General features: G+C 56.5%; 7 protein-coding genes, 4 tRNA genes and 5 rRNA genes. 14 read left to right on the top strand and 2 right to left on the bottom strand.

Features of this window, described 5'->3' with window-relative positions; genetic code table 11:
* Positions 1-37: 37 nt before the first annotated feature.
* Entirely contained in the window at positions 38-1273 is a 1236-nt protein-coding gene (locus AACH55_RS24585) for an HD-GYP domain-containing protein (protein WP_338717298.1), read from the bottom strand.
* 327 nt (positions 1274-1600) lie between these two features.
* On the bottom strand, positions 1601-3028 hold the full coding sequence (locus tag AACH55_RS24580) for an MFS transporter (RefSeq protein ID WP_338717297.1): 1428 nt from the start codon (positions 3026-3028) through the stop codon (positions 1601-1603).
* Positions 3029-3248: 220 nt separating this feature from the next.
* On the opposite strand from AACH55_RS24580, the gene AACH55_RS24575 reads away from it, so the two are divergent.
* The 14 genes from AACH55_RS24575 (at position 3249) to AACH55_RS24510 (ending at position 20048) form a co-directional block, all read left to right on the top strand.
* The gene (locus tag AACH55_RS24575; RefSeq protein WP_338717296.1) at positions 3249-4493 is read left to right on the top strand and encodes a M20/M25/M40 family metallo-hydrolase; all 1245 of its coding nucleotides are present in this window, start codon (positions 3249-3251) and stop codon (positions 4491-4493) included.
* Between the two features lie 200 nt (positions 4494-4693).
* Positions 4694-6172, top strand: a complete 1479-nt coding sequence (locus AACH55_RS24570) for a HAMP domain-containing sensor histidine kinase (protein WP_338717295.1) — start codon at positions 4694-4696, stop codon at positions 6170-6172.
* Positions 6162-6662 carry a hypothetical protein gene (locus AACH55_RS24565; protein ID WP_338717294.1) on the top strand — a complete coding sequence of 167 codons (501 nt, stop codon included), beginning with the start codon at positions 6162-6164 and terminating at the stop codon, positions 6660-6662. Before AACH55_RS24570 ends, AACH55_RS24565 begins: the two co-directional genes overlap by 11 nt.
* Positions 6663-6740: 78 nt before the next feature.
* Entirely contained in the window at positions 6741-8123 is a 1383-nt protein-coding gene (locus AACH55_RS24560) for a sigma 54-interacting transcriptional regulator (protein ID WP_338717293.1), read from the top strand.
* A 233-nt stretch (positions 8124-8356) separates the two neighbouring features.
* Positions 8357-8683 (top strand): BON domain-containing protein, encoded by a 327-nt coding sequence (locus AACH55_RS24555; RefSeq protein ID WP_338717292.1) that lies wholly within the window; start codon positions 8357-8359, stop codon positions 8681-8683.
* 653 nt (positions 8684-9336) lie between these two features.
* Positions 9337-10869 (top strand): 16S ribosomal RNA (locus AACH55_RS24550).
* A 118-nt stretch (positions 10870-10987) separates the two neighbouring features.
* A tRNA-Ile gene (locus tag AACH55_RS24545) sits at positions 10988-11064 on the top strand.
* A gap of 7 nt (positions 11065-11071) precedes the next feature.
* Positions 11072-11147 (top strand) — tRNA-Ala (locus AACH55_RS24540).
* 279 nt (positions 11148-11426) lie between these two features.
* A 23S ribosomal RNA gene (locus tag AACH55_RS24535) occupies positions 11427-14298 on the top strand.
* Positions 14299-14437: 139 nt separating this feature from the next.
* A 5S ribosomal RNA gene (gene rrf, locus AACH55_RS24530) occupies positions 14438-14550 on the top strand.
* 536 nt (positions 14551-15086) lie between these two features.
* Positions 15087-16619, top strand: a 16S ribosomal RNA gene (locus AACH55_RS24525).
* A gap of 118 nt (positions 16620-16737) precedes the next feature.
* Positions 16738-16814 (top strand) — tRNA-Ile (locus tag AACH55_RS24520).
* Positions 16815-16821: 7 nt separating this feature from the next.
* Positions 16822-16897, top strand: a tRNA-Ala gene (locus AACH55_RS24515).
* Positions 16898-17176: 279 nt separating this feature from the next.
* Positions 17177-20048: ribosomal RNA gene (locus AACH55_RS24510) — 23S ribosomal RNA — on the top strand.
* Together the 16S, 23S and 5S rRNA genes with 4 tRNA genes alongside form the textbook arrangement of a ribosomal RNA operon.
* Positions 20049-20101 lie beyond the last annotated feature (53 nt).

Here is a 20101-nt window from a genome sequence, read left to right as displayed (position 1 = left end):
CGGCGCCTTGCGGCGCCGTTTTTTATGCCGGGCACACTCAGAGCAAGTCGATGCCGGGCGGTTGGCGGATGCCCCACCTGGCCGGATCGGCATAGGCCGCGATCTTGTCGGTGCTGTGGGAGAGATCGATGATTTCCGGTTGCAGCGGCATGCGGCTGGTGGTCGAGTAGAACAGCTTCACGCGCGGCGTGAGCAGGTGGTCTGCACGCTGATCGACCACCACACCCAGGCGGCCCGATTGCAGGATCACGCAGGAGCCGGTCGGGTAGATGCCGATGGCCTTGACGAAGGCTTCCATGATGATCGGATCGAAGTGGCCCGAACTGCTGGCCATGTGGCGGATCGAGCGGGCCGGGTCCCAGCCGGCCTTGTAGGGACGGTTCGAGGTGATGGCGTCGTAGACGTCGCACACCGCGCCCATCCTGGCCATGATGGAAATGCCGTCGCCCTTCAAGCGGGAGGGATAGCCGGTGCCGTCGATCTTTTCGTGATGATGCAGCGAGACATCCAACGCCGCTTCGCCGATGCCATCGATCTGCCTGAGGATGCCGTGGCCGTGCAAGGGATGCGAGCGCACGCAGGCGAACTCTTCATCGGTCAGCTTGGCCGGTTTGTTGAGGATCTCCAGCGGCACGGCCGTCTTGCCCACATCATGCAGCAGCCCGGCCATGCCGGCCTGCCGGGTTTGTTCCGGCGGCATGCCCAGCTGGTGGGCCAGCGAGATCATCATGGCGCAGACCGCGACCGAATGCATGTAGGTGTAGTCGTCGGCGGTCTTCAGGCGCGCCAGGCTGATGAGCGCATCGGCATTGCGCGCCACCGAGGCGGTGATCTCGGTCACCAGGCCGGCGGCATCCTTGATGTCGATGGTCTTGCCCATGCGCGCTTCCGAGAACATGGTCAGCACGGTGGACCTGGACGCCGAGATGATGCGCGCGGCGCGTTCGCGCTCGGCCGCCGTCTCGGTGCGGGTGGCCGGTTTGCGTGCGGCGGCGGTGGTGCTGCTGTCCTTGTTGCCTTCGTTGCCTTCGGCGCGAGGATGGGTCTGGCGGTCTTCGCTGTCAGCGCTCTGTTCGTGTTCCGGCGCGATGTCGCGGCCCTTGGTGGTATCGATGGTGACTTCTTCCACCGGACACTCGCGCAGGGTTTGCAGTTCTTCCAGCGTTTCGATCTTGAAGGATTTGCGCCAGAACGGATGATTGATCCATCCGCCCGGGATGGAATGGACATACATGCCCAAACGCAATTGGGCCAAGGCGATGGATTTCAACATATCGAATTCAGGCTGGACCTGTCGCTGGTAAGCGTACTGAACGCGGTTCGATTTCCTTGATGAAATGGACGCCTGTTTTCTTGATGAATCACGCACAGGGACAGTCGGCGCAACTGGCCCGACTGCCGTATCGATAGTAATGGAAGGGTATCAGCTTATGCACCTTGCACGTCGTCCGTGCAAGGAAATTTACCTTTTTTACCACTAAAGTTTATGCGCGGAAAATGTTTGACCGGAAGCGATCGGTCACACTGACGAAATGCTGAAAGAGGCAGCCACCGCCTGAGAATCCGGCCGGTGGCCCTGGTGAGGAAGGGGGATGAAAACTTATTTTTTCAACGGTGGGGCATAAGGATTTCTGGTGAGCAAACGCAGGAAGCTGGCGATGCAGGCCACCCCCGCAAATGCCGCACCGAAACCCAGGGCAAAACGCGATCCCTGTGTCTCGGACAGGTTGAAGCACAGTGCCACCAGCGCCGCACCCACACTCTGTCCCAGCAGGCGCGCCGTGGCCACGATGCCGGAGGCACCGCCGCTGCGATGCGGCGGGGCGCTGGTCATGAGGGCCTTCAGATTGGGCGACTGGAAGAAACCGAAACCCATGCCACAGAGCAGCATGCGCCAGCTGATTTCCCACACGCCGGGTGCGGCCGGCATGAAGGTCATCGACAGCAGACCTGCACACAGGATCGCCAGGCCGACACCGCCCAGGATGCCGACCGGGTAGTGGTCGGAGAGGCGCCCGGCAATCGGCGCCATGATGGCCACGGCCACCGGCCAGGGCGTCATCAACAGGCCGATCTCGACCTGGCTGCGGCCCAGGTCATGGTGGAAGAAGAAGGGCAGCGAGACGAAGGCCAGACCTTGTGCCGCAAAGGAACAGACGGCAGTGATGGCCGAGAGCGTGAACATGGGATGGCGGAACAGATCCACCGGCAGCATGGGAGCCGGATGCGACAGTTCGCGCTTGAGCAGGAACAGCCCGCAGACGATGGCGGCGGCCAGTTCCAGCCCGACCACGCTGGCCTGTGCGCGGTGCGCGCCTTCGCCGATGGCCAGGATCAGCAGGCCGAAGGCGGCGGCGTTGAGCACGGCGCTGCGCAAATCGAAGGCATGCGGGGACAGGGCGGTGTGCGGCAGCGAGGGCAGGGCCAGGATCACCGCGGCCACGCCCAGCGGCACGTTGACCGCAAAGAGCCACGGCCAGGGCGCGATGGCGAGGATGCCGGAAGCCACCGATGGGCCGACCGTGAAGGCAATGGCCACGATCAGGGTATTCAAGCCCACGCCGCGTCCCAGCGAGCGGGTCGGATAGATGAAGCGGATCAGCGCGGTGTTCACGCTCATGATGCCGGCCCCGCCCAGGCCTTGCAGGAAGCGCGCCATCACCAGCGTGGGCAGCGACCATGCCACGGCACACAGCAGCGAGGCGGCCGTGAAGAGCACCAGTCCCCAGATATAGATGCGGCGATAGCCGACGATTTCGCCCAGCGCCGCCAGCGGCAGCAGCGCGACCATCATCGCCAGCTGATAGGCGGTGACGATCCACACCGAGGCGGCCGGTGTGGTGTTGAGGTCCAGCGCCATGGCGGGCAGGGCGGTATTGGCGATGGCGGTATCGAGCGTGGCCAGGCCGACCGCGATGCCCAGGGCCAGGATGGCGCGGCCGCGCTGCTCGGGCGGCAAGCCCTCGCCGGCGATGACGATGGGATGGGAAGGATCGGAAGCGCCGGAGGAGGAAGGCTGCGAAGACATGGGTTTGTTGGATTCTGGCGATGCAGGCAGGCCGCCGGTGGCGCCGCCGCTTGTTGTCGTTGGGATCATGCAATCAATCGCGCTACCCGGCAGGGCAGCGCCCGGCAATGATAGCGGGGAACGTGTGCGCGCGCAGGAGCCGTCCGCGCCTCGGGCGGCTGCGCTATGATGGCGGTTTGCGCCGGCGCGGCTGGCGTCTTTTGATCACGGAGTGGCAAGCATGTCCAAACAGCAGTTGTCGGAGCGCCTGTGCGCATGGATCGATCAGCATTTCGAGGAAGAAGTCGGCGTGCTCCAGCAGCTCATCCGCATCCCCACGGACACTCCGCCAGGCAACAACGCCCCGCACGCCGATGCGGTGGCCGAGTTGGTGCAGAGCTGGGGCTGGCAGGCCGAGAAGCATTCGGTGCCGGCCGCGCAGGTGCACGACTATGGCATGCAGAGCATCACCAACCTGATCGTGCGCCGTCCCTATGGCGACGGCGGCCCGACCCTGGCCCTGAATGCCCACGGCGACGTGGTGCCCCCGGGCGAAGGCTGGACCCATGATCCGTATGGCGGCGAGGTGGCCGATGGCCGCATCTATGGCCGTGCCTCGGCCGTGTCCAAGAGCGACTTCGCCAGCTACATCTTCGCCACCCGCGCGCTCGAATCGCTGGGCGCCGCCCTGCGCGGCGGGGTGGAGCTGCATTTCACCTATGACGAAGAATTCGGCGGCCTGCTCGGTCCGGGCTGGCTGCTGGAACAGAAGCTGACCCGTCCGGACTATGTGCTGGCGGCCGGCTTCAGCTACAACGTGGTGACCGCGCACAACGCCTGCCTGCAGTTCGAGGTGACCGTGCATGGCCGTGCGACCCACGGCTCCATGCCCGAGACCGGCCATGATGCCCTGCAGGCGGCCAATGCCATTCTCAATGCCATCTATGGCGCGCTGCCGGGCTTGAAGGAGATCCGCTCCGCCATTGCCGGGATCAGCCATCCGACCATGATCGTCGGTCGCATCGATGGCGGTACCAATACCAATGTGGTGCCGGGCAAGGTGGTGCTGAAGATGGATCGCCGCATGATTCCCGAAGAAGATCCGGCGCAGGTCGAGGCCGGCGTGCGCAAGCTGATCGAGGATGCGGTGGCCGGCCTGCCGGGCATTCGCGTGGAGATCCGCCGCCTGCTGCTGGCGCGCGCGCTGCGCCCGCTGCCCGGCCACGAGAAGCTGGTCGAGAGCCTCTTGCGCAATGCCCGTGAGGTCATGGGCGAGACGCTCACCACCAATGGCTCGGCGCTCTATACCGATGCCCGCCTCTATGGTGAAGCCGGCATTCCGGTGGTGCTGTTCGGTGCCGGTCCGCGTACGCTCATGGAATCCAACGCCAAGCAGGCCGACGAGAACCTGTCCCTGGACGATCTCAGGAAGGCCACCAAGGTGGTCGCCCTGATGCTGCTGGATTTCCTCGGTCCGCAAGACTGAGGCCGCGCGCGCGGTCGCATCCCCGGCCGCGCACGGGGTTGCCATGAAGAAATGCGGCCACTTCGCGGCCCAGGCGACAAATGATTACAATGTGTGCCCGCGACATGGTGGCCGACGCCCGCTGTCGGCATGTTCCGGGCCGGAGGGCTGCGCTGCCAGCCGGATAACGCAGCAAGTCTTGAGGGACCGAGATCAATCGCATGTTCAACGCCATCGAGCATATTCATCCATCCCAGTCGTCGGCCGCATCCAGGCCCGGCTATCTGGGTCTGTCTTTCCGGCAATTACTGCTGGCGGCTTTCCTGCTGATCGCCGCGCTCTTGAGCGGCGCCTCCATCCACGCCCTGTTCACGCTGGACCGCATGTCGGCCAACAGTCGCGAGACCGCGCGCCAGGCGGTGCAGCTGACCGAATCTGCACAGCGCCTGGCCGAGCGGACCGTGGCCATGGAGCGCAGTGCGCGCCAGTACCTGGTGCTGGACGACCCGGCCTTCCAGGAACGGTTCAACGAGGCGCGTGAACAGGCGCGCCAGGCTTTGGGTGAATTGTCCGATTCGCTGCCGATGGCGCCGCGCGATCTGTTCAGTCAGTGGAGTGTGTCCGTGGACGAAGCGGCCGGCGTGCTGGCGGCCGACTCGCGCAAGGACAAGGGCGAGCAGGCCAGGCTGTTCCAAGACTTTGCCCGCCTGCCCGCGCTCAACGAGCGTATCGCGCTGGAGAGCCGGCGCGAGGTGGATCGCCGCAACAATTCCCTGTCGGCCGCGCTGGAGCAGCAGCGCCAGCTGCTCACGGCCCAGGTGGTGGGGGCCATCGTGCTGGCGGTCTTGCTGGCGTTCTGCTTCGGGCTCTGGCTGTCGCGCCCGATGGCGCGGCTGGAGCAGGCCATCGGGCGTCTGGGTGACAATCGTTTCGACCAGCCCATCGATGTGCGCGGCCCGGCCGACATCCGCCGCCTGGGCCAGCAGCTGGACTGGCTGCGCCAGCGGCTGGCTGATCTGGAAGCGGAAAAATCGCGCTTCCTGCGCCACGTGTCCCATGAATTGAAGACCCCGCTGGCCGCCTTGTGCGAAGGCGCGGCCCTGCTGGACGATGGCGTGGCCGGGCAACTGACCGACAATCAGCGCGAGATCGCCCACATCCTGCGCCAGAATACCCAGTCGCTGCAGACCCAGATCGAGGACCTGCTGCGCTATAACGAGGTGTCCTTCGATGCCCAGCGTATCCATCCGGTGCCGGTGGACCTGCGCGCGCTGCTGCATAAGGTCATCGATGATCAGCGTCTGCAGTGGATGGCGCGCGAGCTGAAAGTGGAGATCGAGGGCGCGGCCCGCACCGTGGTGGTCGATCCCGAGAAGATGGCCATCGTGCTGGCCAACCTGTTGTCCAATGCGGTGCGCTTCAGCCCCCAGGGTGGTTTCATCCGCTTCCTGTTGAGCGAGGCGCCCGGCACGGTGCGCGTGGAATGCCTGGACCAGGGACCGGGCGTGGCCCCCACCGATGCGGCGCGCATCTTCGAACCTTTCTACCAGGGGCTGCACCAACCTTCCGGCGCCCGCCGCGGAAACGGCATCGGCCTGTCCGTGGTGCGCGAATACGTGCAGGCGCATAGCGGTAAGGTCTATCTGGTCCCGCGCGAGGGCGGGGCGCATTTCCGAATCGAGTTGCCTGATGAAAAATAAGATCCTGATCCTGGCCTGTGCCGTCCTGCTGGCCGCCTGCGCGGCCCAGCAGCCGGCGCCGACCGCCACCGTGCAACTGATCCAGTCGACCAGCAACATCGACGAGCTGCTGGCTTACAACGTGCAGCTGCGCAAGATGTCGCCGGCCGAGCTGGGCCGTGAGCTGGCGCGCATCAACACTTATCCGGCCGGCCCGGCCACCAGCGTGCGGCGTGCCATGGCGCTGTCCTTGACCCGCGATGCCATCGATCTGGCCAAGGCCGAAGCGCAACTATGGAACGTCATGGCCGATCGCAGCGTCGAAGCGGAGAAGCTCAAGCCTCTGGTGCAGTTGCTGGTTGGTCATTATTCCGACCTGCGCCGCGTGGCCGACGGTGCCGAGAAGACCTCGGTGCAACTGAAGGAAGCGCAGCGCAAGGTCGATCAGCTCAACGACAAGCTCGAGGCTCTCAAGAACATCGAACGGACCCTGCCGGCTGGTGGCAAGTGACCTGAGTCCCTGAAGACCCTGGACCTGGCGCTGCGCCACCCCGTCGGGGCCGTTCCCTTTACTGGAACTGGAGTCCCGATGGGAAAGACTGCCCCCCTGATGCTGGTCGACGATGATCCCGACCTGTTGCGCCTGTTGACGCTGCGCCTCAATGCCAGCGGCTACCGCATCCTGGCCGTGGAAAGCGCCGAGGCCGCCCTGGCCCAGCTGGCCATTGCCTTGCCGGCGCTGGTCGTCACCGATGTGCGGCTGCCCGGTATGGATGGACTGGCGCTCTTTGCCGAGATCCGCAGCCGCTATCCCGCCTTGCCAGTGATCCTGCTGACGGCCCACGGCACCATCCCTGATGCCGTCGAGGCCACCACCCAGGGCGCCTTCGCCTATCTGACCAAGCCCTTTGATGGCCACGTGCTGCTGGACAAGGTGGCCCAGGCCCTGAGCCTGTCCGCGCCACCTCAGGAGGCAGCCGAGGAAGCCTGGCGCGCCGACATCATCAGCCGCAGCCAGCGCATCGATGAGCTGCTGGCCGAGGCGCGGCTGGTGGCGGCCTCGGATGCCAGCATCCTGATCCGGGGTGACAGCGGGACCGGCAAGGAGGTGCTGGCCCGCGCCATCCACCGCGCCAGTGCGCGCGCCGGCAAGCCCTTTGTCGCTGTCAATTGCGGCGCCATCCCGGAGCAGTTGCTGGAGTCCGAATTGTTCGGTCACGTGAAAGGCGCATTTACGGGCGCTGTGGAGCATCGTGAAGGTTTGTTCCAGGCGGCCGACGGCGGCACCCTGTTTCTCGACGAAATTGGCGATATGCCGCTTCCCTTGCAGGTCAAGCTTTTGCGCGTACTGCAGGAAAAGACCGTACGCCAGGTCGGCGCCAACCAGCCGGCAGAGGTCGACGTGCGCGTGATCTCGGCGACCCACCGCGACCTCGAGGCGGCCATGAACCAGGGCCACTTCCGCGCGGACCTGTATTACCGGCTCAATGTGGTCACGCTCAGCCTGCCGCCGCTGGAAGAGAGGCGTGAGGATATCGCCCTGCTGGCCAATCATTTCCTCAAGACCATCGCCGCCCGCTCGCCCAAGCGCCTGACCGGGTTTGCGCCCGATGCGCTGGAAGTACTGAGTCTGGCGCACTGGCCCGGCAATGTGCGCCAGCTCTTCAATGTGGTGGAACAGGTGTGCGCGCTGTCGACCGCGCCGCTGATCCCGGCGTCCCTGGTGCAGCGCGCCTTGCGGGTGCCGACGCTGGACCTGCTGCGTTATGCGGAGGCCAAACAGAAGTTCGAGCGCGATTACCTGGTGCGACTGTTGAAGCTGACCGATGGCAATGTGTCAGATGCGGCCCGGCTGGCGGATCGCAATCGCACCGAGTTCTATCGCCTGCTGCAGAAGAACGGCCTGGATCCGCGCCGCTTCCGTGGTGGCGAGGAGCCCGTCGTGCTGGAGCGACAGGAGGGAGTCATTTGAAATCAAGGACTTGCAGGAAGAGCGGGTAGGGCGCGTCGTGCCCAAACGACGTAAATGGGCAGTTTTCAAGCTGATCAGGTGAAGACTTGTACCGCAAAAATCCTCTAACCCGTTGATTTCATAGCGGAAATTGGATGGTGGCATGTGGCTTGCCTAATAGCGGGCAAGAATTGCTCTATATATAAGCTACGTGTAGGGCATGTAGTCCAGATGATTATCCTTAGGAGAACACCATGAAAAAGACTTCATTCGTCGCGCCCCTGCTGGCTGCCGGTTTGTTCATCGCAGCTGTCCCCGTCGTACAGGCGGCCGATGCGCCGAGCGCGCAGAAGGCTGGCGCCTATATCGATGACGCCGTGATCACGGCCAAGGTGAAGGCGGCGCTGCTGGAGGACAAGCAGGTTTCGTCCATGAAGATCAATGTTGTCACCAAGGATGGCGTGGTTACCCTGAAGGGATCGGTACCCAGTGCGGAATTGGGTCAGCATGCATTGCAGCTGGTTGCGGGAGTTGAGGGTGTGCGTGATGTGAAAAGCGATCTGACGGTAAAGGCTGGATAAGGCGGATCAGAAAAGAAACCGGGCCATCCCGTTAGGGATGGTCCGGTTTCTTTTTGCTTTTAAGGTTTTCGTGAATCTGCTGAAAAGCTTGTCCGGCAAGGCTTTACGAGAGATGGATGGGTGTGGCGAGGGTATCGTTCTAAATTATTTTCGATTATTTTTTAAAAAGTGCTTGCGCGGTATGAAGAGCGTTGCTATAGTTCGCCCCCTGCTGACGCGACACACGAAGCGAAGTTGAAAAACAGAGCGACAAAGGTCGGCGAAGCAAGGAGTAGTGAAGCAGGTTGTAAGGCGTTTTAAATGGAAGTAGTCGAAGCGGAAGTTAAGCGAGACGAAAAAATTTAAAGCGAATCGCAAAAAAGTAGTTGACGCGATAAGCAAACTGCTACATAATCTCGTTTCTCTGCTGCTGACGAACAAAACGATTCGCAGCGATGCAAACAGCGCCAAGCGCGTTTGCGGCAGACAGATCTTTAAAAATTAACAGCCGATAAGCGTGGGCGTTTAATGAAGTGCGACAGAGCCTTGGTTCTGGAAACTTTAAATATTAAATGCTCACAAGAAATATAGGTAAGTTCGCAAGAAATTACCTGTCAGTATTTTGAGAGAGCGATGCCCTTCGGGGTAGCCAGAAATGGCACAAAACAGAGATTAAACTAAAGAGTTTGATCCTGGCTCAGATTGAACGCTGGCGGCATGCCTTACACATGCAAGTCGAACGGCAGCATAGGAGCTTGCTCCTGATGGCGAGTGGCGAACGGGTGAGTAATATATCGGAACGTGCCCTAGAGTGGGGGATAACTAGTCGAAAGATTAGCTAATACCGCATACGATCTACGGATGAAAGTGGGGGATCGCAAGACCTCATGCTCCTGGAGCGGCCGATATCTGATTAGCTAGTTGGTGGGGTAAAAGCCTACCAAGGCGACGATCAGTAGCTGGTCTGAGAGGACGACCAGCCACACTGGGACTGAGACACGGCCCAGACTCCTACGGGAGGCAGCAGTGGGGAATTTTGGACAATGGGGGCAACCCTGATCCAGCAATGCCGCGTGAGTGAAGAAGGCCTTCGGGTTGTAAAGCTCTTTTGTCAGGGAAGAAACGGTTTTGGCTAATATCCAGAACTAATGACGGTACCTGAAGAATAAGCACCGGCTAACTACGTGCCAGCAGCCGCGGTAATACGTAGGGTGCAAGCGTTAATCGGAATTACTGGGCGTAAAGCGTGCGCAGGCGGTTGTGTAAGACAGATGTGAAATCCCCGGGCTCAACCTGGGAATTGCATTTGTGACTGCACGGCTAGAGTGTGTCAGAGGGGGGTAGAATTCCACGTGTAGCAGTGAAATGCGTAGATATGTGGAGGAATACCGATGGCGAAGGCAGCCCCCTGGGATAACACTGACGCTCATGCACGAAAGCGTGGGGAGCAAACAGGATTAGATACCCTGGTAGTCCACGCCCTAAACGATGTCTACTAGTTGTCGGGTCTTAATTGACTTGGTAACGCAGCTAACGCGTGAAGTAGACCGCCTGGGGAGTACGGTCGCAAGATTAAAACTCAAAGGAATTGACGGGGACCCGCACAAGCGGTGGATGATGTGGATTAATTCGATGCAACGCGAAAAACCTTACCTACCCTTGACATGGATGGAATCCCGAAGAGATTTGGGAGTGCTCGAAAGAGAACCATCACACAGGTGCTGCATGGCTGTCGTCAGCTCGTGTCGTGAGATGTTGGGTTAAGTCCCGCAACGAGCGCAACCCTTGTCATTAGTTGCTACGAAAGGGCACTCTAATGAGACTGCCGGTGACAAACCGGAGGAAGGTGGGGATGACGTCAAGTCCTCATGGCCCTTATGGGTAGGGCTTCACACGTCATACAATGGTACATACAGAGGGCCGCCAACCCGCGAGGGGGAGCTAATCCCAGAAAGTGTATCGTAGTCCGGATTGGAGTCTGCAACTCGACTCCATGAAGTTGGAATCGCTAGTAATCGCGGATCAGCATGTCGCGGTGAATACGTTCCCGGGTCTTGTACACACCGCCCGTCACACCATGGGAGCGGGTTTTACCAGAAGTGGGTAGCCTAACCGCAAGGAGGGCGCTCACCACGGTAGGATTCGTGACTGGGGTGAAGTCGTAACAAGGTAGCCGTATCGGAAGGTGCGGCTGGATCACCTCCTTTCTAGAGTGCGCACGAAGTTAAGCGTCCACACTTATCGGCTGTAAATTAAGAACAGTTATTTGGTGAAGCGCGGTCTGTGACACAAGGTCATCGACTGGCTACTGATACTGATCCAAGCGGGTCTGTAGCTCAGCTGGTTAGAGCACCGTGTTGATAACGCGGGGGTCGTTGGTTCGAGCCCAACCAGACCCACCAAGGTTTCGGGGGTTTAGCTCAGCTGGGAGAGCACCTGCTTTGCAAGCAGGGGGTCGTCGGTTCGATCCCGTCAACCTCCACCAAGAAATGTCAAACCTAAGTCAGCGTGTATGACGTAGCGATTTAGGTTTGATCTTTTACGATCAATGGCTGTTTTTGTTCTTTAACAATCTGGAAGAAGTAAAGATTCATTTAAACGATCGCCAGGACTACGGTTCTTGCGAAAGTAAAAATGGGTGTGATTGTATCAATCAAAGTATTACGAAGTGATCTTAGCAATTAGAAGACTTACTTTGGAATACGGCAAACGCTAAAACTCAACGCTTCATATAACGCTCTTGTAAAAGAGGCTAACGTTATAGGAACAAGCGAATAAGTGCACATGGTGGATGCCTTGGCGATTACAGGCGATGAAGGACGTAGTAGCTTGCGATAAGCTGCGGGGAGCTGGCAAACAAGCTTTGATCCGCAGATTTCCGAATGGGGAAACCCGGCCGTAAGGTCATCGTTATCTGAATACATAGGGTAACGAAGCGAACGTGGCGAACTGAAACATCTAAGTAGCTACAGGAAAAGAAATCAACCGAGATTCCCAAAGTAGTGGCGAGCGAAATGGGATCAGCCTGCAAGATTTAGCATCAACGATAGCAAAACGGAATGGAAAGTCCGGCCATAGTGGGTGATAGCCCCGTATGCGAAATCGATGGTGTGGAACTAGGCTTGCGACAAGTAGGGCGGGACACGTGAAATCCTGTCTGAATATGGGGGGACCATCCTCCAAGGCTAAATACTCGTAATCGACCGATAGTGAACCAGTACCGTGAGGGAAAGGCGAAAAGAACCCCGGAAGGGGAGTGAAATAGATCCTGAAACCGTGTGCATACAAACAGTAGGAGCCTCGTAAGGGGTGACTGCGTACCTTTTGTATAATGGGTCAGCGACTTACATTCAGTGGCAAGCTTAACCGAATAGGGAAGGCGCAGAGAAATCGAGTCCGAATAGGGCGTTCAGTCGCTGGGTGTAGACCCGAAACCAGATGATCTATCCATGGCCAGGTTGAAGGTGCGGTAACACGCACTGGAGGACCGAACCCACTAATGTTGAAAAATTAGGGGATGAGCTGTGGATAGGGGTGAAAGGCTAAACAAATCTGGAAATAGCTGGTTCTCTCCGAAAACTATTTAGGTAGTGCCTCAAGTATCACCATCGGGGGTAGAGCACTGTTATGGCTAGGGGGTCATCGCGACTTACCAAACCATTGCAAACTCCGAATACCGATGAGTGCGAGCTTGGGAGACAGACGCCGGGTGCTAACGTCCGACGTCAAGAGGGAAACAACCCAGACCGCCAGCTAAGGTCCCAAAGATTGGCTAAGTGGAAAACGAAGTGGGAAGGCTAAAACAGTCAGGAGGTTGGCTTAGAAGCAGCCATCCTTTAAAGAAAGCGTAATAGCTCACTGATCGAGTCGTCCTGCGCGGAAGATGTAACGGGGCTAAGCCAGTCACCGAAGCTGCGGATATCCGTAAGGATATGGTAGGAGAGCGTTCTGTAAGCCTGTGAAGGTGTCTTGTAAAGGATGCTGGAGGTATCAGAAGTGCGAATGCTGACATGAGTAGCGATAATGCGGGTGAAAAGCCCGCACGCCGTAAGCCCAAGGTTTCCTGTTCAACGTTCATCGGAGCAGGGTGAGTCGGCCCCTAAGGCGAGGCAGAGATGCGTAGCTGATGGGAAGCAGGTTAATATTCCTGCACCGTCGTTAGATGCGATGGGGGGACGGATCGCGGAAGGTTGTCCGGGTGTTGGATGTCCCGGTTTTTGTATCGAAGAAGGCTGTTAGGCAAATCCGGCAGCGTAATTCAAGGGTATGAGACGAGCGAACTTGTTCGCGAAGCAATCGGAAGTGGTTCCAAGAAAAGCCTCTAAGCTTCAGTCTAACGAGACCGTACCGCAAACCGACACAGGTGGGCGAGATGAGTATTCTAAGGCGCTTGAGAGAACTCGGGAGAAGGAACTCGGCAAATTGGTACCGTAACTTCGGGATAAGGTACGCCCAAGTAGTTTGACTGGCCTGCGCCAGAAGGACAAAAGGGTTGCAATAAAATGGTGGCTGCGACTGTTTAATAAAAACACAGCACTCTGCAAACACGAAAGTGGACGTATAGGGTGTGACGCCTGCCCGGTGCTGGAAGATTAAATGATGGGGTGCAAGCTCTTGATTGAAGTCCCAGTAAACGGCGGCCGTAACTATAACGGTCCTAAGGTAGCGAAATTCCTTGTCGGGTAAGTTCCGACCTGCACGAATGGCGTAACGATGGCCACACTGTCTCCTCCCGAGACTCAGCGAAGTTGAAATGTTTGTGATGATGCAATCTACCCGCGGCTAGACGGAAAGACCCCATGAACCTTTACTGTAGCTTTGCATTGGACTTTGAACCAATCTGTGTAGGATAGGTGGGAGGCTTTGAAGCAGGAACGCTAGTTTCTGTGGAGCCGACCTTGAAATACCACCCTGGTTTGTTTGAGGTTCTAACCTTGGTCCGTTATCCGGATCGGGGACAGTGCATGGTAGGCAGTTTGACTGGGGCGGTCTCCTCCCAAAGTGTAACGGAGGAGTTCGAAGGTACGCTAGGTACGGTCGGACATCGTGCTAATAGTGCAATGGCATAAGCGTGCTTAACTGCGAGACTGACAAGTCGAGCAGGTACGAAAGTAGGACATAGTGATCCGGTGGTTCTGTATGGAAGGGCCATCGCTCAACGGATAAAAGGTACTCTGGGGATAACAGGCTGATTCCTCCCAAGAGTTCATATCGACGGGGGAGTTTGGCACCTCGATGTCGGCTCATCACATCCTGGGGCTGTAGCCGGTCCCAAGGGTATGGCTGTTCGCCATTTAAAGTGGTACGTGAGCTGGGTTTAAAACGTCGTGAGACAGTTTGGTCCCTATCTGCCGTGGGCGTTGGAAGTTTGAAGGGGGCTGCTCCTAGTACGAGAGGACCGGAGTGGACGAACCTCTGGTGTATCGGTTGTCACGCCAGTGGCATTGCCGAGTAGCTAAGTTCGGAAGAGATAACCGCTGAAAGCATCTAAGCGGGAAACTCGCCTTGAGATGAGACTTCCCGGGAACTAGATTCCCCTAAAGGGTCGTTCGAGACCAGGACGTTGATAGGTCAGGTGTGGAAGCGCAGTAATGCGTTAAGCTAACTGATACTAATTGCCCGTGCGGCTTGTTCCTATAACATTAGCTCTGTTATAGACAGGTTGAGCATATATTGTGTTTGCCCTAGTGCATCACACCCAAGAATCTACTAAATACTTCTTCCAGTTTGGGTCAGTTGCTGCTCCATCGAGAGCAACTGACTTTACAAGTTATGCCTGATGACTATAGCAAGTTGGTACCACCCCTTCCCATCCCGAACAGGACCGTGAAACGACTTCGCGCCGATGATAGTGCTGCAACCAGTGTGAAAGTAGGTCATCGTCAGGCTTGTTACCCCCAAAAACCCTCGTTACGCAAGTAGCGAGGGTTTTTGCTTTTAAGTATACGTGCAAGACCATGAAATATCAGTGAGTCTTAATCGAGCTGGCCGGGTTAGTGATCGGAGCTGAAAAGCAAACCAAGCTGAACCGGCAAGCAAAGAGGTGTGAAGCAGGTTGTAAGGCGTTTTAAATGGAAGTAGTCGAAGCGGAAGTTAAGCGAGACGAAAAAATTTAAAGCGAATCGCAAAAAAGTAGTTGACGCGATAAGCAAACTGCTACATAATCTCGTTTCTCTGCTGCTGACGAACAAAACGATTCGCAGCGATGCAAACAGCGCCAAGCGCGTTTGCGGCAGACAGATCTTTAAAAATTAACAGCCGATAAGCGTGGGCGTTTAATGAAGTGCGACAGAGCCTTGGTTCTGGAAACTTTAAATATTAAATGCTCACAAGAAATATAGGTAAGTTCGCAAGAAATTACCTGTCAGTATTTTGAGAGAGCGATGCCCTTCGGGGTAGCCAGAAATGGCACAAAACAGAGATTAAACTAAAGAGTTTGATCCTGGCTCAGATTGAACGCTGGCGGCATGCCTTACACATGCAAGTCGAACGGCAGCATAGGAGCTTGCTCCTGATGGCGAGTGGCGAACGGGTGAGTAATATATCGGAACGTGCCCTAGAGTGGGGGATAACTAGTCGAAAGATTAGCTAATACCGCATACGATCTACGGATGAAAGTGGGGGATCGCAAGACCTCATGCTCCTGGAGCGGCCGATATCTGATTAGCTAGTTGGTGGGGTAAAAGCCTACCAAGGCGACGATCAGTAGCTGGTCTGAGAGGACGACCAGCCACACTGGGACTGAGACACGGCCCAGACTCCTACGGGAGGCAGCAGTGGGGAATTTTGGACAATGGGGGCAACCCTGATCCAGCAATGCCGCGTGAGTGAAGAAGGCCTTCGGGTTGTAAAGCTCTTTTGTCAGGGAAGAAACGGTTTTGGCTAATATCCAGAACTAATGACGGTACCTGAAGAATAAGCACCGGCTAACTACGTGCCAGCAGCCGCGGTAATACGTAGGGTGCAAGCGTTAATCGGAATTACTGGGCGTAAAGCGTGCGCAGGCGGTTGTGTAAGACAGATGTGAAATCCCCGGGCTCAACCTGGGAATTGCATTTGTGACTGCACGGCTAGAGTGTGTCAGAGGGGGGTAGAATTCCACGTGTAGCAGTGAAATGCGTAGATATGTGGAGGAATACCGATGGCGAAGGCAGCCCCCTGGGATAACACTGACGCTCATGCACGAAAGCGTGGGGAGCAAACAGGATTAGATACCCTGGTAGTCCACGCCCTAAACGATGTCTACTAGTTGTCGGGTCTTAATTGACTTGGTAACGCAGCTAACGCGTGAAGTAGACCGCCTGGGGAGTACGGTCGCAAGATTAAAACTCAAAGGAATTGACGGGGACCCGCACAAGCGGTGGATGATGTGGATTAATTCGATGCAACGCGAAAAACCTTACCTACCCTTGACATGGATGGAATCCCGAAGAGATTTGGGAGTGCTCGAAAGAGAACCATCACACAGGTGCTGCATGGCTGTCGTCAGCTCGTGTCGTGAGATGTTGGGTTAAGTCCCGCAACGAGCGCAACCCTTGTCATTAGTTGCTACGAAAGGGCACTCTAATGAGACTGCCGGTGACAAACCGGAGGAAGGTGGGGATGACGTCAAGTCCTCATGGCCCTTATGGGTAGGGCTTCACACGTCATACAATGGTACATACAGAGGGCCGCCAACCCGCGAGGGGGAGCTAATCCCAGAAAGTGTATCGTAGTCCGGATTGGAGTCTGCAACTCGACTCCATGAAGTTGGAATCGCTAGTAATCGCGGATCAGCATGTCGCGGTGAATACGTTCCCGGGTCTTGTACACACCGCCCGTCACACCATGGGAGCGGGTTTTACCAGAAGTGGGTAGCCTAACCGCAAGGAGGGCGCTCACCACGGTAGGATTCGTGACTGGGGTGAAGTCGTAACAAGGTAGCCGTATCGGAAGGTGCGGCTGGATCACCTCCTTTCTAGAGTGCGCACGAAGTTAAGCGTCCACACTTATCGGCTGTAAATTAAGAACAGTTATTTGGTGAAGCGCGGTCTGTGACACAAGGTCATCGACTGGCTACTGATACTGATCCAAGCGGGTCTGTAGCTCAGCTGGTTAGAGCACCGTGTTGATAACGCGGGGGTCGTTGGTTCGAGCCCAACCAGACCCACCAAGGTTTCGGGGGTTTAGCTCAGCTGGGAGAGCACCTGCTTTGCAAGCAGGGGGTCGTCGGTTCGATCCCGTCAACCTCCACCAAGAAATGTCAAACCTAAGTCAGCGTGTATGACGTAGCGATTTAGGTTTGATCTTTTACGATCAATGGCTGTTTTTGTTCTTTAACAATCTGGAAGAAGTAAAGATTCATTTAAACGATCGCCAGGACTACGGTTCTTGCGAAAGTAAAAATGGGTGTGATTGTATCAATCAAAGTATTACGAAGTGATCTTAGCAATTAGAAGACTTACTTTGGAATACGGCAAACGCTAAAACTCAACGCTTCATATAACGCTCTTGTAAAAGAGGCTAACGTTATAGGAACAAGCGAATAAGTGCACATGGTGGATGCCTTGGCGATTACAGGCGATGAAGGACGTAGTAGCTTGCGATAAGCTGCGGGGAGCTGGCAAACAAGCTTTGATCCGCAGATTTCCGAATGGGGAAACCCGGCCGTAAGGTCATCGTTATCTGAATACATAGGGTAACGAAGCGAACGTGGCGAACTGAAACATCTAAGTAGCTACAGGAAAAGAAATCAACCGAGATTCCCAAAGTAGTGGCGAGCGAAATGGGATCAGCCTGCAAGATTTAGCATCAACGATAGCAAAACGGAATGGAAAGTCCGGCCATAGTGGGTGATAGCCCCGTATGCGAAATCGATGGTGTGGAACTAGGCTTGCGACAAGTAGGGCGGGACACGTGAAATCCTGTCTGAATATGGGGGGACCATCCTCCAAGGCTAAATACTCGTAATCGACCGATAGTGAACCAGTACCGTGAGGGAAAGGCGAAAAGAACCCCGGAAGGGGAGTGAAATAGATCCTGAAACCGTGTGCATACAAACAGTAGGAGCCTCGTAAGGGGTGACTGCGTACCTTTTGTATAATGGGTCAGCGACTTACATTCAGTGGCAAGCTTAACCGAATAGGGAAGGCGCAGAGAAATCGAGTCCGAATAGGGCGTTCAGTCGCTGGGTGTAGACCCGAAACCAGATGATCTATCCATGGCCAGGTTGAAGGTGCGGTAACACGCACTGGAGGACCGAACCCACTAATGTTGAAAAATTAGGGGATGAGCTGTGGATAGGGGTGAAAGGCTAAACAAATCTGGAAATAGCTGGTTCTCTCCGAAAACTATTTAGGTAGTGCCTCAAGTATCACCATCGGGGGTAGAGCACTGTTATGGCTAGGGGGTCATCGCGACTTACCAAACCATTGCAAACTCCGAATACCGATGAGTGCGAGCTTGGGAGACAGACGCCGGGTGCTAACGTCCGACGTCAAGAGGGAAACAACCCAGACCGCCAGCTAAGGTCCCAAAGATTGGCTAAGTGGAAAACGAAGTGGGAAGGCTAAAACAGTCAGGAGGTTGGCTTAGAAGCAGCCATCCTTTAAAGAAAGCGTAATAGCTCACTGATCGAGTCGTCCTGCGCGGAAGATGTAACGGGGCTAAGCCAGTCACCGAAGCTGCGGATATCCGTAAGGATATGGTAGGAGAGCGTTCTGTAAGCCTGTGAAGGTGTCTTGTAAAGGATGCTGGAGGTATCAGAAGTGCGAATGCTGACATGAGTAGCGATAATGCGGGTGAAAAGCCCGCACGCCGTAAGCCCAAGGTTTCCTGTTCAACGTTCATCGGAGCAGGGTGAGTCGGCCCCTAAGGCGAGGCAGAGATGCGTAGCTGATGGGAAGCAGGTTAATATTCCTGCACCGTCGTTAGATGCGATGGGGGGACGGATCGCGGAAGGTTGTCCGGGTGTTGGATGTCCCGGTTTTTGTATCGAAGAAGGCTGTTAGGCAAATCCGGCAGCGTAATTCAAGGGTATGAGACGAGCGAACTTGTTCGCGAAGCAATCGGAAGTGGTTCCAAGAAAAGCCTCTAAGCTTCAGTCTAACGAGACCGTACCGCAAACCGACACAGGTGGGCGAGATGAGTATTCTAAGGCGCTTGAGAGAACTCGGGAGAAGGAACTCGGCAAATTGGTACCGTAACTTCGGGATAAGGTACGCCCAAGTAGTTTGACTGGCCTGCGCCAGAAGGACAAAAGGGTTGCAATAAAATGGTGGCTGCGACTGTTTAATAAAAACACAGCACTCTGCAAACACGAAAGTGGACGTATAGGGTGTGACGCCTGCCCGGTGCTGGAAGATTAAATGATGGGGTGCAAGCTCTTGATTGAAGTCCCAGTAAACGGCGGCCGTAACTATAACGGTCCTAAGGTAGCGAAATTCCTTGTCGGGTAAGTTCCGACCTGCACGAATGGCGTAACGATGGCCACACTGTCTCCTCCCGAGACTCAGCGAAGTTGAAATGTTTGTGATGATGCAATCTACCCGCGGCTAGACGGAAAGACCCCATGAACCTTTACTGTAGCTTTGCATTGGACTTTGAACCAATCTGTGTAGGATAGGTGGGAGGCTTTGAAGCAGGAACGCTAGTTTCTGTGGAGCCGACCTTGAAATACCACCCTGGTTTGTTTGAGGTTCTAACCTTGGTCCGTTATCCGGATCGGGGACAGTGCATGGTAGGCAGTTTGACTGGGGCGGTCTCCTCCCAAAGTGTAACGGAGGAGTTCGAAGGTACGCTAGGTACGGTCGGACATCGTGCTAATAGTGCAATGGCATAAGCGTGCTTAACTGCGAGACTGACAAGTCGAGCAGGTACGAAAGTAGGACATAGTGATCCGGTGGTTCTGTATGGAAGGGCCATCGCTCAACGGATAAAAGGTACTCTGGGGATAACAGGCTGATTCCTCCCAAGAGTTCATATCGACGGGGGAGTTTGGCACCTCGATGTCGGCTCATCACATCCTGGGGCTGTAGCCGGTCCCAAGGGTATGGCTGTTCGCCATTTAAAGTGGTACGTGAGCTGGGTTTAAAACGTCGTGAGACAGTTTGGTCCCTATCTGCCGTGGGCGTTGGAAGTTTGAAGGGGGCTGCTCCTAGTACGAGAGGACCGGAGTGGACGAACCTCTGGTGTATCGGTTGTCACGCCAGTGGCATTGCCGAGTAGCTAAGTTCGGAAGAGATAACCGCTGAAAGCATCTAAGCGGGAAACTCGCCTTGAGATGAGACTTCCCGGGAACTAGATTCCCCTAAAGGGTCGTTCGAGACCAGGACGTTGATAGGTCAGGTGTGGAAGCGCAGTAATGCGTTAAGCTAACTGATACTAATTGCCCGTGCGGCTTGTTCCTATAACATTAGCTCTGTTATAGACAGGTTGAGCATATATTGTGTTTGCCCTAGT

This window comes from Herbaspirillum sp. DW155 (assembly GCF_037076565.1).
GTDB lineage: Bacteria > Pseudomonadota > Gammaproteobacteria > Burkholderiales > Burkholderiaceae_D > Herbaspirillum.
This window is presented reverse-complemented; position numbering and strand designations above follow the sequence as displayed.

Excerpts from the sequence above, each read along its gene's own strand:
- AACH55_RS24585 (WP_338717298.1), bottom strand. The coding sequence starts at position 1,273 with ATGTTGAAATCCATCGCCTTGGCCCAATTGCGTTTGGGCATGTATGTC.
- AACH55_RS24580 (WP_338717297.1), bottom strand. The coding sequence starts at position 3,028 with ATGTCTTCGCAGCCTTCCTCCTCCGGCGCTTCCGATCCTTCCCATCCC.
- AACH55_RS24575 (WP_338717296.1), top strand. The coding sequence starts at position 3,249 with ATGTCCAAACAGCAGTTGTCGGAGCGCCTGTGCGCATGGATCGATCAG.
- AACH55_RS24570 (WP_338717295.1), top strand. The coding sequence starts at position 4,694 with ATGTTCAACGCCATCGAGCATATTCATCCATCCCAGTCGTCGGCCGCA.
- AACH55_RS24565 (WP_338717294.1), top strand. The coding sequence starts at position 6,162 with ATGAAAAATAAGATCCTGATCCTGGCCTGTGCCGTCCTGCTGGCCGCC.
- AACH55_RS24560 (WP_338717293.1), top strand. The coding sequence starts at position 6,741 with ATGGGAAAGACTGCCCCCCTGATGCTGGTCGACGATGATCCCGACCTG.
- AACH55_RS24555 (WP_338717292.1), top strand. The coding sequence starts at position 8,357 with ATGAAAAAGACTTCATTCGTCGCGCCCCTGCTGGCTGCCGGTTTGTTC.